At 70.5% G+C, this 15,773-nt stretch carries 14 protein-coding genes and 1 riboswitch; of the genes, 7 read left to right on the top strand and 7 right to left on the bottom strand.

What is annotated here, in order from left to right; translation table 11 throughout:
• Positions 1–10: 10 nt before the first annotated feature.
• On the top strand, positions 11–715 hold the full coding sequence (locus LMA02_RS08395) for a glutathione S-transferase N-terminal domain-containing protein (RefSeq protein WP_228904185.1): 705 nt from the start codon (positions 11–13) through the stop codon (positions 713–715).
• Positions 716–906: 191 nt separating this feature from the next.
• Here LMA02_RS08395 and LMA02_RS08390 read toward each other — a convergent pair whose 3' ends face one another.
• On the bottom strand, positions 907–1,440 hold the full coding sequence (locus tag LMA02_RS08390) for a MarR family winged helix-turn-helix transcriptional regulator (protein WP_228904184.1): 534 nt from the start codon (positions 1,438–1,440) through the stop codon (positions 907–909).
• A 130-nt stretch (positions 1,441–1,570) separates the two neighbouring features.
• Between LMA02_RS08390 and LMA02_RS08385 the strand changes: the two genes are divergently transcribed.
• Complete coding sequence (locus LMA02_RS08385) at positions 1,571–2,773, top strand: MFS transporter (protein WP_228904182.1); 1,203 nt, start codon at positions 1,571–1,573, stop codon at positions 2,771–2,773.
• 41 nt (positions 2,774–2,814) lie between these two features.
• Here LMA02_RS08385 and cobM read toward each other — a convergent pair whose 3' ends face one another.
• The 4 genes from cobM to cbiE are packed head-to-tail and all read right to left on the bottom strand — an operon-like array spanning position 2,815 to position 6,642.
• Positions 2,815–3,543, bottom strand: a complete 729-nt coding sequence (gene cobM / locus LMA02_RS08380; RefSeq protein WP_228904180.1) for a precorrin-4 C(11)-methyltransferase — start codon at positions 3,541–3,543, stop codon at positions 2,815–2,817.
• A 47-nt stretch (positions 3,544–3,590) separates the two neighbouring features.
• Positions 3,591–4,322 carry a cobalt-precorrin-6A reductase gene (locus LMA02_RS08375; RefSeq protein WP_228904178.1) on the bottom strand — a complete coding sequence of 244 codons (732 nt, stop codon included), beginning with the start codon at positions 4,320–4,322 and terminating at the stop codon, positions 3,591–3,593.
• A complete protein-coding gene (locus LMA02_RS08370; RefSeq protein ID WP_228904176.1) occupies positions 4,319–5,407 on the bottom strand; it encodes a cobalt-precorrin-5B (C(1))-methyltransferase in 1,089 nt (362 codons plus the stop codon). The genes LMA02_RS08375 and LMA02_RS08370 overlap by 4 nt, the downstream gene beginning before the upstream one ends.
• The gene (gene cbiE / locus LMA02_RS08365; RefSeq protein ID WP_228904174.1) at positions 5,407–6,642 is read right to left on the bottom strand and encodes a precorrin-6y C5,15-methyltransferase (decarboxylating) subunit CbiE; all 1,236 of its coding nucleotides are present in this window, start codon (positions 6,640–6,642) and stop codon (positions 5,407–5,409) included. The genes LMA02_RS08370 and cbiE overlap by 1 nt, the downstream gene beginning before the upstream one ends.
• 204 nt (positions 6,643–6,846) lie before the next feature.
• Positions 6,847–7,039, top strand: a riboswitch (cobalamin riboswitch).
• A gap of 106 nt (positions 7,040–7,145) precedes the next feature.
• Here cbiE and cobG point away from each other — a divergent pair.
• From cobG to LMA02_RS08340, 5 genes are all read left to right on the top strand, one after another.
• A complete protein-coding gene (cobG, locus tag LMA02_RS08360; RefSeq protein ID WP_324251294.1) occupies positions 7,146–8,498 on the top strand; it encodes a precorrin-3B synthase in 1,353 nt (450 codons plus the stop codon).
• Positions 8,499–8,819: 321 nt separating this feature from the next.
• Positions 8,820–9,446, top strand: coding sequence for a precorrin-8X methylmutase (locus tag LMA02_RS08355; protein WP_228904170.1), 627 nt, complete (start codon positions 8,820–8,822; stop codon positions 9,444–9,446).
• Positions 9,443–10,177, top strand: a complete 735-nt coding sequence (locus LMA02_RS08350; protein ID WP_166726671.1) for a precorrin-2 C(20)-methyltransferase — start codon at positions 9,443–9,445, stop codon at positions 10,175–10,177. Before LMA02_RS08355 ends, LMA02_RS08350 begins: the two co-directional genes overlap by 4 nt.
• Entirely contained in the window at positions 10,174–11,889 is a 1,716-nt protein-coding gene (cobJ, locus tag LMA02_RS08345) for a precorrin-3B C(17)-methyltransferase (protein ID WP_228904169.1), read from the top strand. The genes LMA02_RS08350 and cobJ overlap by 4 nt, the downstream gene beginning before the upstream one ends.
• A 351-nt stretch (positions 11,890–12,240) precedes the next feature.
• Positions 12,241–13,596, top strand: coding sequence for a chitinase (locus LMA02_RS08340; RefSeq protein ID WP_228904168.1), 1,356 nt, complete (start codon positions 12,241–12,243; stop codon positions 13,594–13,596).
• Positions 13,597–13,710: 114 nt separating this feature from the next.
• On the opposite strand, the gene LMA02_RS08335 is transcribed toward LMA02_RS08340, so the two are convergent.
• Together LMA02_RS08335 and LMA02_RS08330 are read right to left on the bottom strand one after the other, a co-directional pair.
• Positions 13,711–14,454 carry an IclR family transcriptional regulator gene (locus tag LMA02_RS08335; protein ID WP_228904167.1) on the bottom strand — a complete coding sequence of 248 codons (744 nt, stop codon included), beginning with the start codon at positions 14,452–14,454 and terminating at the stop codon, positions 13,711–13,713.
• A gap of 60 nt (positions 14,455–14,514) precedes the next feature.
• Positions 14,515–15,681: an acyl-CoA dehydrogenase family protein gene (locus tag LMA02_RS08330; RefSeq protein WP_228904166.1), complete on the bottom strand. Its 1,167-nt coding sequence runs from the start codon at positions 15,679–15,681 to the stop codon at positions 14,515–14,517.
• Between the last annotated feature and the right edge of the window lie 92 nt (positions 15,682–15,773).

Below are 15,773 nucleotides of genomic sequence, written 5' to 3'. Positions count from 1 at the left end.
GCGAACCTTCATGCCCGACCTGTCCGCCTTCCCGATCACGAAAAAATGGCCGGCCCAGCATCCCGACCGTCTCCAGCTGTACTCGCTGCCGACGCCCAACGGCGTCAAGGTGTCGATCATGCTCGAGGAGACCGGCCTGCCGTACGAGCCGCACCTCGTGAGCTTCGACACGGACGACCAGATGTCGCCCGAATTCCTGTCGCTGAACCCGAACAACAAGATCCCGGCAATCATCGATCCGAATGGCCCCGACGGCCGGCCGCTGCCGCTGTTCGAATCGGGCGCGATCCTGATCTATCTCGCCGACAAGACGGGCCAGTTGATCCCGAAAGATGCCGCGGGCCGCTACGAGACGATCCAGTGGGTGATGTTCCAGATGGGCGGCATCGGCCCGATGTTCGGCCAGGTCGGCTTCTTCCACAAGTTCGCCGGCCGCGACTACGAGGACAAGCGTCCGCGCGACCGCTACGCCGCCGAGTCGAAGCGCCTGCTCGCCGTGCTCGACGCGCATCTCGCGAACCGCAAGTGGATGATGGGCGATACGTACACGATCGCCGATATCTCGATCTTCCCGTGGGTGCGCAACCTGGTCGGGTTCTACGAAGCGGGCGATCTCGTCGGCTTCGGCGAGTTCCGCCACGTCGCGCGGGCGCTCGAAGCCTTCGTCGCGCGTCCGGCCGTCGCGCGCGGGCTCACTATCCCGGCACGCGGCTGATCGCGGCAGCGGGCGCGCCGGGTGTGGCCCGCTGCCTGTCCTTCCCGCCGCCTCGCGCGGCGGGCGGTTTGCTGGTTACCGTTCTGCTTTCCTGCTTTCCTGCTTTCCTGCTTTCCTGCTTTCCTGCTTTCCTGCTTTCCTGCTTTCCTGCGTTTCTGCTTTCCTGCGTTTGTGCTTTCCGCGCGTCGCGTTCAGCGTGACGATCCGCGCCGCTGCTTTTCGCCCGGCGTCGGCTTCCCTTCTTCCAATCCCGCCAGCAGCTTTTCCAGCAGCGCCGACAACTGCGCCTGCTCCGCCTGCGACAGCACGGCCAGCATCGCGCGCTGATTGTCGACGTGCGCGACCACCGCCTCGTCTATCAGCGCGCGGCCGGCATCCGTCAGCGCGACGAGCGTGCCGCGGCCGTCGGCCGGGTTCGGCCGGCGCTCGACCCAGCCAGCCTTGTGCAGCCGGTCGATCCGTGCGGTCATCCCGCCCGACGACATCATCAGCGCGTCGTACAGCGCGGTCGGCGTCAGCGCGAACGGCGCGCCGCTGCGCCGCAGCGTCGCCAGCACGTCGAATTCGCCCGGCTGCAACCCGTAGCGCGCGAACAGCGGATTGAGACCGTCGCGCGCGATCACGAGCGCGGCCTCCTGCAGCCGTCCCATCACGAGCATCGACGACGCATCCAGATACGGGCGCTCGACGCGCCATTGCGCGAGCGCATGCGCGGCTCGATCCATTAACCCTCCTCGGCTCACCAGTTATCTTGACGTCGAGATAAATGACGATTTATCTTGATGTCGAGATACTTTACATGAAAACGCACGCGCCCCCCACGCAGGGCCGTGCACCGATATCGAGGGGCCTTCCATGAATCGCTGCATTTCCCCCGGCTGGCGGCTTGCCGCCATCGTGCTGGTCGGATTGAACCTGCGGCCGGCGCTGGCCGCGATCGGTCCGCTGCTCGACATGATCCAGCGCGCGACCGGCATCGGCGACGGCGCGGCGAGCCTGCTGACCACGATCCCGATCCTGCTGATGGGCATGGGCGCGCTGAGCGCTCGGCGGCTGCAACGCTTGACGGGGATCGCTGGCGGCGTGTGGCTCGGCGTCGTGCTGATCGGGTTCGCCTGCGCGTCGCGCATCGGCGCGCGGCACGCGTGGGTGCTGCTGGCAAGCGCATGCTGCGCGGGCATCGGGATCGCCATGGTGCAGGCGTTGCTGCCGGGGTTCGTGAAGACGCATTTCGCGACGCGGATCGGCGGCGCGATGGGCGTCTATTCGACGTCGATCATGGGCGGCGCGGTGCTCGCGAGCGTCGTCGCGCCGTTCGCCGCGGCCCGCTGGGGCTGGCTCGTCGCGCTCGCGGGCTGGGCGCTGCCGGCCGCCCTTGCAGCGCTCGCGTGGCCGCTGGCCAGTCGTGGCGGCGACGCGCCGGCGTCCGCGGCGCTGCCGGCATCGGCCTTGACCTCGGCATCGGCGGTGCATGGGCGGCCGTCGCGCTCGCCGCGCGCATGGCGGCTCGCGGTGTTCTTCGGGATCGCGACGGGCGCCTACACGCTCGTGCTGGCGTGGCTGCCGCCGTACTACATGCGGCTCGGTTGGTCGCCGACCGCGGCCGGCAGCCTGCTCGGCGGCGTGACACTCGCGGAAGTCGTCGCGGGGCTGACGATCTCCGCAACGATCGACCGCCTGCCCGATCGCCGGCCGGCGCTGCACGCGGCGATCGCGTTGCTACTGGCGGGGCTGCTGGTGATGCTGGCCGCGCCGCAGGCGCTTGCGTTGCCGGCCGCGCTGCTGCTGGGTGCGGGCATCGGCGCGCTGTTCCCGCTATCGCTGATCGTCACGGTCGATCATGCGGCGACGCCGGCCGATGCGGCATCGTTGACGGGGTTCGTGCAGGGCGTCGGCTATCTGGTCGCGGGGCTGTTTCCGTTCGCGGCGGGCGTCGTGCGCCAGCATCTCGCGGATCTGTCGCCTGCGTGGGTCGCGATGGCTTGCCTGTGTGTCGTGCTGTTCGCGCTGGCGGCGGGTTTCGCGCCGCAGTTTGAGCGGCGCGTCGCGCGTGCGTAGAGAGTGTGCCTCGGCGCGCATCGCGTTTCGCTTACGCGCAATCAGCTGCCGCTTGCATACAGCGTCGAATCCGCGAACCCTTCCGCGTCGAGCACGCGCCCGATCAGAATCAGCGCGGTGCGTTCGATCTGCGTGCCCTGCACCTTGCCGACGATGTCGGCCAGCGTGCCGGTCACGCGTTCCTCGTCGGGCCAGCTCGCGCGATAGATCACCGCGACCGGGCAGTCGGGTCCGTAGTGCGGCAGCACTTCGTCGACGATCCGCGCGAGATGGCGCACGCCGAGATGGATCGCGAGCGTCGCGCGGTGCGCGGCGAGCGCGCCGAGCGCTTCGCCTTCCGGCATCGTCGTCTTGCCCGCGAAGCGCGTGAGGATCACCGTCTGTGCGACACCGGGCAGCGTCAGCTCGACGCCGAGCGTCGCCGCGCATGCGGCCGTGGCCGTCACGCCCGGCACGATTTCATACGGAATCCCGAGCGTTTTCAGCCGGCGGATCTGTTCGCCGATCGCCCCATACAGCGACGGATCGCCCGAATGCACGCGCGCGACGTCCTGCCCTTTCGCATGCGCATCGGCGAGCAGCGTGACGATCGCGTCGAGATCGAGTTCGGCGGTATTGACGACCTGCTCCGCGCGATGGCCGTCGAGCACGGCCGGCGGCACGAGCGAGCCCGCATACAGGATCACCGGGCACGTGCGCGCGAGGCGCTGGCCCTTCACCGTGATCAGTTCGGGGTCGCCAGGGCCCGCGCCGATGAAATACACCGTCATCCAGAAATCTCCATCCATTCATTCATTGGGCAGCCGGTCGCGCGGCATCACGTGCGCGCGGCCGGATCGAGCGCCTCGAGCAGCGCGGCGGCCGAGTCGAACGCGCGATCGGCGTCGGGGAGCGGCGGCCGGCGCAGCATCACGACCGGCAGCCGTCGTTCGCGCGCGACCTCGAGCTTGGCCTCGGTCGCGGCGCCGCCGCTGTTCTTGCTGACGACGACGTCGATGCCCGCAAGCGCGAACAGCGCGCGTTCGCCGTCGAGCGTGAACGGCCCGCGCGTCGCGACGATCTGCGCGCGCGCGTTGCCGGGATGCGCATCGAGGCAGCGCACCAGCCAGAACTGGTGGGGCGGGATCTCGTCGAGATGCGCCAGCGGTTCGCGCCCGAGCGTGAACAGCGGCCGCCGGAACGGCGCGAGCGCGGCCTCGATCCCGGCCCAGTCGTCGACCATCCGCCAGTCGTCGCCGGGCCCTGGCGTCCACGGCGCGCGGCGCAGCGCCCACAGCGGCACGCCCGCGTCGTGCGCGGCGGCGACCGCGTTCGCGCTGATTTGCGCGGCATACGGATGCGTCGCGTCGATCACGAGACCGATGCCGGCGCCGCGCAGATAGGCGGCAAGCCCTGCCGCTCCGCCGAACCCGCCGACACGCACGTCGCAGCGCAGGTCGTCGGGCACCTTGCCGAGGCCCGCGAGGCTATAGACGTGTCGCGGGCCGAGCGCGCGCGCGATCGTCAGCGCGTCGCCGGTGCCGCCGAGGAGCAGGATGCGCACGCTCATCGTGCACGTCCGACGAAACGGCCCTGCCGGTCGATCGCGAACATCTCCACGGCCACCGATGCCGGCACGATGTCGCGCGCGACCCGCAGCGCGTGCGCACAGACGAGGTCGCCGAGCGGCACGCCGTCCGCATGCGCGAGCTTCAGCGCTTCCTGGCTGGTATTCGCCGCGCGCATCGCGGCCTGCAGCGCATCGCTTGCACCGGCCTCGGCCGCCCACTGCGCGAGCAGCGGCAGGTCGATGCTCGAATGGCGGCTGTGCAGGTCGAGATGGCCGGCCGCGAGCTTGCTGAGCTTGCCGAAGCCGCCGCACATCGACAGGCGGGCGACCGGCGCACGGCGCAGGTGCTTGAGCACCGCGCCCGCGAAATCGCCCATTTCGATCAGCGCCATGTCGGGCAGGCCGTAGTGCGCGCGCATCGCATCCTCGCTCGTGTTGCCGGTGCACGCGGCGATGTGCGCGACGCCGTTCGCGCGTGCGACGTCGATGCCCTGGTGGATCGACGCGATGTACGCCGAGCACGAGAACGGCCGCACGATGCCGGTCGTGCCGAGGATCGACAATCCGCCGACGATGCCCAGGCGCGGGTTCATCGTCTTCAGTGCGAGCGCCTCGCCGCCCTCGACGCCGATCGTCACGTCGAAGCCGCCTGCGTAACCATATTCGGCCGCGAGCGCGTCGAGATGGGTGGTCATCATCTGGCGCGGCACCGGATTGATTGCCGGTTCGCCGACCGGCAGCGTGAGCCCCGCGCGCGTGACCGTGCCGACCCCCGGCCCCGCATGAAAACGCACGCCGGGCGCGGCGGACAGCGCGACGCGCGCGAACACCAGCGCACCGTGCGTGACGTCCGGATCGTCGCCGGCGTCCTTGACGGTGCCGGCCTCGGCGCCGTCGGCGGTGGTCCGGCAGAACTCGAGCCGCATCATCACGCGCTGCCCCTTCGGCAACACGATCTCGACCGCATCGTCCGCGTGGCCCGCGAGCAGCAGGCGCGCGGCGGCGAGCGACGTCGCGGTTGCGCAACTGCCGGTCGTATAGCCGAACCGCAGCGGCGCCGGTCGTTCGGGGGTTTCGTCGCGCATTACGCGGGGCCCGTGAATTCCGTTGCCGCGGGATCGGGCTTGCGCCCGTCATACAGCGTGACCGGCAACGGCTGCCGCCACGTGTCGAAGCGGCCGAGCGGCTCGGCATGCGCGAGCGACACGCGCGTGAGCGTGCCGCCATGGGCGTCGCGCCAGGCCGCGAGCGCCAGCTCGCCCTGCAGCGTGACCGCATTCGCGACGAGCCGGCCGCCGGGCTTCAGCGCCGACCAGCACGCATCGAGCACGCCGGGCGCGCTCGCGCCGCCGCCGATGAAGATCGCGTCGGGAGCGGCGAGCCCCGCGAGCGCGTCGGGCGCGCGCCCCGCGACGAGTTGCAGCCCCGGCACGCCGAGCGCGTCGCGGTTGTGCTCGATGAAGCGTTGACGCTCCGCATGCGACTCGATCGCGATCGCCTGGCACGATGGATGCGCGCGCATCCATTCGATGCCGATCGAGCCGCTGCCCGCGCCGACGTCCCACAACAGTTCGCCCGGTGCGGGCGCGAGGCGCCCGAGCGTCAACGCACGCATGTCGCGCTTGGTGAGCTGGCCGTCGTGGCGGTACGCGTCGTCGGGCAGGCCGGGCGTGAGCGCGCGGCGCGGCGCATCGGGGCCGGCCCGGCAGTCGAGCGCGATCAGGTTGAGCGCGGCGGTTTCTGCGATGGGCCAGTCTTGCGCGAGGCCGTCGAGACGCCGCTCGAGCGGCCCGCCGAGATGCTCGAACACGCTGATGCGGGTCGGGCCGAAGCCGCGTGCCGTGAGTTCGGTGGCGACCGTGGCCGGCGTGCGGCCGTCGGCGCTCAGCACGAACAGGCGCCGGCCCGGCAGCAGGTGGCGCACCAGCGTCGCGAGCGGCCGGCCGACGAGCGACACCGCGCCGACGTCCTGCAGCGCCCAGCCGAGCCGTGCGGCCGCCAGCGACAGCGACGACGGGGCGGGCAGCACGCGCCATTCGTCAGGGGAGAGCTCGCGCGCGAGCGTGGCGCCCACGCCGAACAGCATCGGGTCGCCGCTTGCCAGCACGCAGACGGGCGCATCGCGCCGCGCGAGCAGGCCCGACACGTCGAACGGCGACGGCCATGGCTCGCGCGCGGCCCGCAGCCGCGCGGGCAGCATGTCGAGGTGCCGCTTCGCGCCGACGATCCGCGTGGCGTCGAGCAGCGCGCGCCGCGCGCTGCGTCCGAGCCCCGCGTAACCGTCGTCGCCGATGCCCACTACCGTCAGCCACGCCGTCATGCACCCTTCCCCATCGTCCGATTCCATCGAGTCGCCGCACGCCGGCCGTGAAGACGCCGGTGCGGCCGTCCGCGTTGCGAAAGTCGGCATGGTACCGTGTTCCACCGCACGTTTCATCTGCGGGACTGCCCGCGCCGGGCCGCGTTTCGCTTCGGTCATGGCGCCCGCTCGACGGTCGCGAAGCGCCGGTGAAATCGGGTATCCTACGGCCGTTCGTTCGCCGGTGCCCTTCGGGGCCGAAGAGGGAACACAGGGCGCGCATCGCGCCGCTGTGGCTGCCCCCGCAACTGTAGACAGCGAGCCGATCTCCCCCCTCATGCCACTGGTTTCACCGGGAAGGCCGGGAGCCGGCGCCGACCTGTCAGCCAGGAGACCTGCCGGCCTGAAAGTGCGTGCGTGCCAGTCGGCGTCGGGCGGGGTGTACCGATGCGTTGGCCGCGGCGCCACACTGCCCCGGTATCCCGTTGAGTTCCGCCCCCGTTTCGATTCCTGCGTTGCCCGTCGTGCGCCCGTCGGCGTGCCCGGGGCTCGTGCGCGTCGTCGCGGCCGCCGACGGCGGGCTGTGCCGGATCAAGCTGCCGGGCGGCCGGCTCGACGCGCGGCAGGCGCGCGCGATCGCCGCCGCGGCGCGCAGCTACGGCTCCGGTGCGATCGACGCGACCAATCGCGCGAATCTCCAGCTGCGCGGCATTCGCGACGGCGCGGGCGATCCGCTGGCCGCTGCACTGCTCGACGCGGGCCTCGGCCCGCGCGCGAGCGCAGCCGATGCCACCGATGCCACCGACGACCGGGCCGCGCTCGCCGCGAGCGACGACGTCCGCAACCTGATGCTCAGCCCGCTCGCCGGGCTCGATCCCGCCGCGCTGCTCGACAGCCGTGCACTCGCGCTGCCGTTGCTCGACATGCTGACCCACGAGCCGCGCCGCGGCGAACTGTCGCCGAAATTCTCGATCCAGCTCGACGGCGGCGAATCGGTCGCGGCGCTCGATCATCCGCACGATATCTGGCTTGCCGCGCGACGTCGCGGCGACGGCGCGCTGCGCATCGCCGCGGGCCTGGCCGGCTGTCCGCCCGTCTCGTCCGACGATTCGCCCGCTTCGTTCGACGTTACGCCGGAGCAGGCCGTTGCGCTGGTGCGCGCGTTGCTGCTCGCCTTCCTCGATCTTGCGCCGGCCGACGTCACGCGGATGCGCGCGTTGCTCGCGACCGGCGGCGAACGCGCGTTGCGCGAGCGCGCGCGGCACTACGCCCCCTTCCCGCTCGAGACCGATCCCGCACTGGCCGGCTGGCGGCGCATGCCCGCGGATGCCGCGTTGCGTTTCGGCGCGCGGCCGTCGCTCGACGCGGCGCGCTGCAGCGTCGGCGCGCAGTTCGTGCTCGGCCGGCTCGACGCGACGCAACTGGAACGGCTCGCGGCACTTGCCGAGGCCGAAGGCGACGCCACGCTGTCGATGACGCCGTGGCAAGGCGTGTTCGTGCATGGCGTGCGGCGCGAACGCGCGCCGGCCGTGCTCGATGCGCTCGCGTCGCTCGGTCTCGTGTGCACGACATCCGACCCGCTGGCGGCGCTGGTTGCCTGCACCGGCAGCGCGGGCTGCGCGAAGGCGCGCGCCGATACGAAACACGATGCGCTCGCGCTGGCCGCGCGCGTCGGCCATCCGGTCGACGTGCACCTGACCGGCTGCGAGCGCCACTGCGCGCTGCCGCATCCCGCGACGTACACGCTCGTCGCGGTTGCGCCCGCACACTACGACCTTTACCGGCGCGACGCCGCCGCGGGCCTCGGCGCCCCGCTCGCGCGCCATCTGACGATTGACCAGGCCGCGGCCCGATTGACGGGCACGCGGCGCAGCTAGGGTCTGTTTACATATGGAACGTACATGCGAATGCCCGAAATCGCTCGTAGGGCAAGAAGTGAGGAGCGCCGTTTGGCCGAGCCAAACGCCCCGAAGGAAGTCCCCTTGGGGGACAAGTGACGAGCGACGCCGCCATACGGGCGATTTCGGGCATTCCCCTGGAATGGTTTTTTAATTTGGGGTTGCCACGAGAACGGCCGCTCGCGAGGCGCGCGACGCCGCGAATACTGACGTATTCGCAAGGAGCGCAACGTGGCGAGCGGCCGTTCTCGTGGCAACGCATGCACGTTCCATATGCAAACAGACCCTAGGACACCACTGATGCTTGACTACATTCGCGACGGGCAGGAAATCTACCGCCAGTCGTTCGCGACGATCCGCGCCGAGGCCGACCTGTCGCAGGTTCCGCCCGATCTCGAGAAACTCGCGGTGCGCGTGATCCACGCGTGCGGGATGGTCGATGTCGTCTACGACCTGCGCTTCTCGGCCGGCGCCGGCACGGCGGGCCGCACGGCGCTCGCAGCCGGCGCGCCGATCCTGTGCGACGCGCGGATGGTCGCCGAAGGCATCACGCGCGCGCGGCTGCCGGCCGGCAATCGCGTGATCTGCACGCTCGGCGAACCGGAGGTGCCCGACCTCGCGCGGCATCTCGGCAACACGCGTTCGGCCGCGGCGCTCGAACTGTGGCGCCCGCATCTGGCCGGCAGCGTCGTCGTGATCGGCAATGCGCCGACCGCGCTGTTCCACCTGCTCGACATGATCGACGCCGGCGCCCCGCGCCCCGCGCTGATCCTCGGCTTTCCGGTCGGCTTCATCGGCGCGGCCGAATCGAAGGCGATGCTCGACGCCCACAGCCGCGGCGTGCCCTACGTCACGCTGCTTGGCCGGCGCGGCGGCAGCGCGATGGCGGCCGCCGCCGTCAACGCACTCGCGACGGAGGCCGAATGACGGCCCCGCGCGGACGCCTGTTCGGGGTCGGCGTCGGCCCCGGCGATCCTGAACTGATGACGATCAAGGCGCTGCGGGTGCTGCAGGCCGCGCCGGTGGTCGCGTATTTCGTCGCGAAGGGCAAGAAAGGCAATGCGTACGGGATCGTCGAAGCGCACCTGCTCGACGCGCAGACGCAACTGCCGCTCGTCTATCCGGTGACGACCGAGGCGCTGCCGCCGCCGCTCTGCTACGAGACGGTGATCGCCGACTTCTACGACACGGCCGCCGAGATCGTCGCGGCGCATCTCGACGCCGGGCGCGACGTCGCGGTGATCTGCGAAGGCGATCCGTTCTTCTACGGGTCGTACATGTACCTGCACGATCGCCTCGCGACGCGCTACGACACCGAAGTGATCCCGGGCGTGTGCGCGATGCTCGGCGGCACGGCCGTGCTCGGCCAGCCGCTCGTCTATCGCAACCAGAGCCTGTCGGTGCTGTCCGGCGTGCTGCCGGAGGACGAATTGCGCGTGCGGCTCGCGCAGGCCGACGCGGCCGTCGTGATGAAGCTCGGCCGCAACTTCGACAAGGTGCGGCGCGTGCTCGACGAACTCGGGCTCGCGAAGCGCGCGCTGTACGTCGAGCGCGCGACGATGGCGGCCCAGCGCATCGTGCCGCTCGACGAAGTCGATCCGATGGCGTCGCCGTATTTCTCGCTGTTGGTCGTGCCGGGGGAAAAATGGCAAGGATGACGACTCCGCCCGCGATCGTGATTCTCGGCGCAGGCGCGCTCGACACCGCGCGCCGCATCCAGGCGCGTTATCCGGGCTCTCGCGTGCATGGGCTCGCGTCGCGCGTCGAGGCCGACGTGCCGTTCGACGAACTCGGCGCGCACCTGCGCGCGCTTTACGCGCGCGGCCTGCCGATCGTCGCGCTGTGCGCGGCCGGCATCGTGATTCGCTGCGTCGCGCCCGCGCTGGCCGACAAGGGTGTCGAGCCGCCGGTGCTCGCGGTCGCGGAAGACGGCTCGGCGGTCGTGCCGCTGCTCGGCGGTTTGACGGGCGTGAACCTGATCGCGCGCGAAATCGCAGAATGCCTCGGCGTCGCGCCGGCGATCACGACGAGCGGCGAACTGCGCTTCGGCGCGTGCGTACTCAATCCGCCCGACGGCTATGCGCTCGCCGATCTCCAGCAAGGCAAGCGCTTCGTGTCCGACCTGCTCGCGGGCGCGGCCACGCGCATCGACGGCGCGGCGCCGTGGCTCGACGACGTCGCGCTGCCGCGCGACGACGCGGCCGCGCATGCGATCCGCGTGACGCCCGATGCGTGGCGCGGCGCGCGCGACGAACTCGTGATCCATCCGCGCAGCGTGGTGGTCGGCATCGACGCGCGCGGCGTGCCGGCCGACGCCTCGCCGTCGCTCGCCGAACGCATCGAGGCGCTGCTCGATGCACACGGCCTCGCGCGGCTGGCGCTCGCCGCGCTCGTCGCGCCGGCAACGTTGCTCGGCGATGCGCGGGTCGAAGCGGCGGCGCACACGCTGGGCGTGCCGCTGCGCTTCGGCGATGTCGAAGGCAAAGGCGACACCGATGCCGCCGCACTGCTCGGCAACACATTGCGTGTCGCGCACACGCTGCGCGCAACGTCCGACGGCCTCGCCTGCGCGGTCGCGGCGCAACCCGTCGATCCCGCCGCGCTCGGCCGGGCGCGCGGCCGCCTGACGGTGTTGGGCCTCGGCCCGGGCGATGCGGCGTGGCTCACGCCCGCCGCGCGCGGCGCGCTCGCGGAAGCGACCGATATCCTCGGCTATACGACCTACGTGACGATGGCCGGCCCGTTCCGCGCGGACCAGCGCGTACACGGCACCGACAATCGCGAGGAAATGCAGCGTGCGCGCCATGCGTTCGAACTGGCGGCCGAGGGCCGGCGCGTCGCGGTCGTGTCGTCGGGCGATCCGGGCGTGTTCGCGATGGCCGCGGCCGTGCTGGAGGCGCTCGACGAAGCGCGCGACCCGCGCTGGGCCGCGGTCGAGCTGCGGGTCGAACCCGGCGTATCGGCGTCGCTCGCGACCGCCGCGCAGGCCGGCGCACCGCTCGGCCACGATTTCTGTGCGATCTCGCTGTCGGACAACCTGAAGCCGTGGGACGTGATCGAGACACGCCTGCGGCATGCGGCGCAAGCCGATCTCGTGATGGCGTTCTACAACCCGATCTCGCGTGCGCGACCGTGGCAGCTCGATCGTGCGCTCGACGTCGTGCGCGCGCACCGCGCGGCCGACACGGTCGTCGTGCTCGGCCGCGATATCGGCCGGCCGGGCGCGACGCTCGCGACGACGACGCTCGGCGCGCTGCGCAGCGACCAGGTGGACATGCGCACGATGGTGATCGTCGGTTCGTCGACGACGCGGCGTTTCGCGATCGGCGACGGCCGCGAGTGGGTGTATACGCCGCGCTGGTATCGCTGAAGGCCGCTGCGCACATCGCGGCGCGCCCGTGCCCAGCATGCCGGCCGTCGTTGCCGGTGCGCTGACTCGTCCATGCACGCGTCGGCCGTGCCCCGTGGGCACGGGTCGCGCGTCCGGCGCTTCCACTTCAACGCGCGATCAAGCGGACAAATCGCCCGCTTTACGTTTCGATATGTGCTCGAATCGGTAGGATTGTTAATCCTACGTGATGCAATAATAAAAATAGCGCGCAACTGTTCATTGTTCGGAACCAATCCTTCAAGATGTGCATGCCGCCGGGCGGGCATGCTCAGCCGCCCGCCCGGCGGCGATACGCGGGCCAGCGTATCCCTCTTCCACTTGGAGAAAACAATGAACAACAACGTGTTGCCGCGCTTCAATCCACGCGCGCTCGTCGCGGGCTGCCTGCTCGCCGTCGCGAGCGTGTCCCATGGCGCCGGCGTCTATGCGCCGTTCGTCGACGTGACGCTCTACCCGACGCCGCTTGTCGACCGGATCGGCGTCCAGCAAGGCATCCAGCAGTTCACGCTCGCATTTGTGATCGCGGGCAGCGGCTGTGCGCCGTCCTGGGGCGGCGTGCAGCCGATCGGCAACGGTGCGAGCGGCGATCTGCTCGCGTCGCTGTCGACGTCGATTGCGAGCTATCGCGCGAAAGGCGGCGAGATCGCGGTCTCGTTCGGCGGCGCGAACGGCACGCCGCTGATGCAGGCATGCTCGACCGTTCCCGCGCTGAAGACGGCCTATCAGACCGTGATCGACACCTACGGCCTCACGCATGTCGACTTCGACATCGAGGGCGCCTCGCAGCAGGACAGCGCCGCCGTCGCCCGCAACTTCCAGGCGCTCGCGCAGTTGCAGTCCGACTACGCGGCGAAAGGCCGGCCGCTGCACGTCACGCTGACACTGCCGACGATGCCGACCGGGCTCACGCAGGATGGCGTGAACGTCGTGACCGCGGCCATCGCGAACAAGGTCGCATTCGACGCCGTGAACCTGATGACGATGGATTACGGCCCCGCGAACATCGACATGGGCGCGGCGGCAATCAGCGCCGCGCAGGCGCTCTACGCGCAGCTCGACACGGCGTTCAAGTCGGCCGGCCAGCCGAAGACCGGCGCGCAACTATGGCAGATGGTCGGTGTCACGCCGATGATCGGGATGAACGACGTGCAGGGCGAAACCTTCACGCTTGCCAATGCGCAGAGCGTGCTGAATACGGCGATCAACAACGGTTACGGTTTCTTCGGCAACTGGTCGGTGGGCCGCGACCAGCCGTGCCCGAACAACGGCGCGTATGTGTCGCCGACCTGCTCGGGCATCGCGCAGCAGCCGTACGCGTTCGCGTCGATCTTCCGCAAGCTCGACGGCAAGTGGGGCACAGGCGTCACGCAGGACCCGAACTATGGAGGCGGCTCGAACGGCGGAACGCCGCAGCCCGGCGCGCCCTGGTCGGCCGGCCAGGTCTATACGGCCGGCGCGACGGTCACCTATCAGGGCACGACGTATCAGGCGCAATGGTGGACGCAGGGCGACGTGCCGGGCCAGGCGAGCGTGTGGAAAGCGATCGGCGGCGGCACGGCGACGTGGTCGGCAACGACCGCATACCAGGGCGGCACGTGCGTGATGTATCAGGGCGCTAAATACTGCGCGAAATGGTGGACGCAAGGCGACAACCCGAGCGCGGGTGGCGTGTGGGTGAAGTCGTGAAGTCGTGACGCGCCGGCGCATGACAGACCGGCCGCGGCCGTTCCCCGGGGCGCTGTCCGGCGCAGCGGCGAACGGCCGCCGAAGCAGGCGCTGCGCCCTGCTTCGCGGCTCTTGCTACCCGCGCCCCTGCTCGGCCAGCAACCGCGTCTTCGCGTCGACCAGCAGCGCCGCATGCGTGTCGCGATGCTGGCGGATCCGCTCGGTCGGGCCGACGACCGACAGCCCGTACCAGTCGCCGTCGAGCGTCAGCGCGACCGCGATCGCCGACAGCTCGGGCGCGCTTTCGCCGAAGTTCTCGGCCCAGCCGAGTTCGCGAAACCGCGCGGTTTGTGCGACGAGCGCCGGCAGGTCCGCGACGCTCGCGTCGGTGAAGCGTTCGAATGACAGCTGTGCGCCAAGCGCCTGCTGCGCATCGCTCGCGAGCTCCGCGAAGATCGCCTTGCCGATCGAGTTCGCATGCAGCGGGCGCAGTTCGCCCGGCTCGCGCGTATAGCGGATCGCCTGCTCGGATTCGACGACGTCGAGATACGTGACCGACGCGCCCTGGATCTTGCCGAGCACGGCCGTCTCGCGGCTCGCATCGCGCAGTGCGACGAGATGCGGATGCACGATGTCGACGACCGGATCGGTCGCATCGATCGCGGCGGCGATCGTCTGCAGGCGCCGCGTCGGGTAATAGCCGCCGCGCTTGCGCACCTCGTACAGATAGCCGCGGCTCACGAGCGTGCGCGCCATCGCCAGACAGCTCGACGCCGGCACATTGAGCAGGCGCGCGAGCTCGGTGAGCGGCAGCGGCCGCCGTTCGGCGGCGAACAGCTCGAACAGGTCGAGCGTGCGGGCAACGAGTTTGACGTCCATGACGAGCGCTTGATTCGGAACGGGAAGCCGCGCGCCGGGCGAGCCGCCGGGCCGGTACGATCAGTACGACTTCGGCAGCCCGAGCACCTTCTCCGCGATGTAGCAGAGGATCAGTTGCGGACTCACGGGCGCGAGCCTCGGAATCATACACTCGCGCAGGTAGCGCTCGACATGGTATTCCTTCGCATAGCCCATCCCGCCGTGCGTCGCGATCGCCGTCTGGCACGCCTGGAACGCGGCTTCCGCGCCGAGGTACTTCGCGGCGTTCGCCTCCGCCCCGCACGACTGCCCCGCGTCGTAGCGCGTCGCGGCCTTCATCACCATCAGCCACGCGGCCTCGAGCTGCATCCACGCCTGCGCGAGCGGATGCTGGATCGACTGGTTCTGCCCGATCGGCCGGCCGAACACGACGCGCTCGCACGCATACTGCGTCGCGCGCCGCAGCGCGGCCTGCCCGAGGCCGATCGCCTCGGCGGCGATCAGGATCCGCTCGGGGTTCAGCCCGTGCAGCAGATAACGGAAGCCGTCGCCCTCGTTGCCGATCAGGTCGTCGCGCGGCACGCGCAGGTTGTCGATGAACAGCATGTTCGAATCGACGGCCTTGCGGCCCATCTTCTCGATCTCGCGCACCTCGACGCACGACCGGTCGAGGTCGGTATAGAACAGGCTGAGCCCGTCGGTCGGCTTCGCAACCGCGTCGAGCGGCGTCGTGCGCGCGATGATCAACATCTTGTTCGCGACCTGCGCGGTCGAGATCCAGATCTTGCGCCCGCTCAGCACGTAGTGGTCGCCATCGCGGCGCGCCTGCGTGCTCAGGTGCGTGGTGTCGAGGCCCGCGTCGGGCTCGGTCACCGCGAAGCAGGCCTTGTCGCGCCCGGCGATCAGCGGCGGCAGGAAGCGCGCCTTCTGCGCGTCGTTGCCGAACACCTGCACCGGATTCAGCCCGAAGATGTTCATGTGGACGGCCGATGCGCCCGACAGGCCCGCACCCGACGCGCTGATCGTGCGCATCATCAGCGCGGCCTCGGTCATCCCGAGACCGGCGCCGCCGTGGGCCGGGTCCATCGCGATGCCGAGCCAGCCGGCCTCGGCGAGCGCCGCGTGAAAGTCGGACGGAAACCCGCCCGCGCGATCGCGTTCGAGCCAGTAGTCGTCGCCGAAGCGTTCGCAGATTTTCTCGATCGCGCTTTCGATCGCGCGCTGGTCGTCGGTCAGGTCGAACTGCATGGATTGCTCTCCTGGAAATAGGCGAGCGGCCGCGCCGCTCTCAGCAACACGCCGGATGGCGCGAGGGCTTGCGCGTCGAAAAACGTCCCTTT

Source organism: Burkholderia sp. B21-005, assembly GCF_020843965.1.
GTDB lineage: Bacteria > Pseudomonadota > Gammaproteobacteria > Burkholderiales > Burkholderiaceae > Burkholderia > Burkholderia ambifaria.
The sequence above is the reverse complement of the archived record's forward strand: the minus strand, read 5'-3'. Positions and strand labels throughout refer to the sequence as shown.

Coding starts and splice junctions, on each gene's coding strand:
- LMA02_RS08395 (WP_228904185.1), top strand. CDS start 11: ATGCCCGACCTGTCCGCCTTCCCGATCACGAAAAAATGGCCGGCCCAG.
- LMA02_RS08390 (WP_228904184.1), bottom strand. CDS start 1,440: ATGGATCGAGCCGCGCATGCGCTCGCGCAATGGCGCGTCGAGCGCCCG.
- LMA02_RS08385 (WP_228904182.1), top strand. CDS start 1,571: ATGAATCGCTGCATTTCCCCCGGCTGGCGGCTTGCCGCCATCGTGCTG.
- cobM (WP_228904180.1), bottom strand. CDS start 3,543: ATGACGGTGTATTTCATCGGCGCGGGCCCTGGCGACCCCGAACTGATC.
- LMA02_RS08375 (WP_228904178.1), bottom strand. CDS start 4,322: ATGAGCGTGCGCATCCTGCTCCTCGGCGGCACCGGCGACGCGCTGACG.
- LMA02_RS08370 (WP_228904176.1), bottom strand. CDS start 5,407: ATGCGCGACGAAACCCCCGAACGACCGGCGCCGCTGCGGTTCGGCTAT.
- cbiE (WP_228904174.1), bottom strand. CDS start 6,642: ATGACGGCGTGGCTGACGGTAGTGGGCATCGGCGACGACGGTTACGCG.
- LMA02_RS08355 (WP_228904170.1), top strand. CDS start 8,820: ATGCTTGACTACATTCGCGACGGGCAGGAAATCTACCGCCAGTCGTTC.
- LMA02_RS08350 (WP_166726671.1), top strand. CDS start 9,443: ATGACGGCCCCGCGCGGACGCCTGTTCGGGGTCGGCGTCGGCCCCGGC.
- cobJ (WP_228904169.1), top strand. CDS start 10,174: ATGACGACTCCGCCCGCGATCGTGATTCTCGGCGCAGGCGCGCTCGAC.
- LMA02_RS08340 (WP_228904168.1), top strand. CDS start 12,241: ATGAACAACAACGTGTTGCCGCGCTTCAATCCACGCGCGCTCGTCGCG.
- LMA02_RS08335 (WP_228904167.1), bottom strand. CDS start 14,454: ATGGACGTCAAACTCGTTGCCCGCACGCTCGACCTGTTCGAGCTGTTC.
- LMA02_RS08330 (WP_228904166.1), bottom strand. CDS start 15,681: ATGCAGTTCGACCTGACCGACGACCAGCGCGCGATCGAAAGCGCGATC.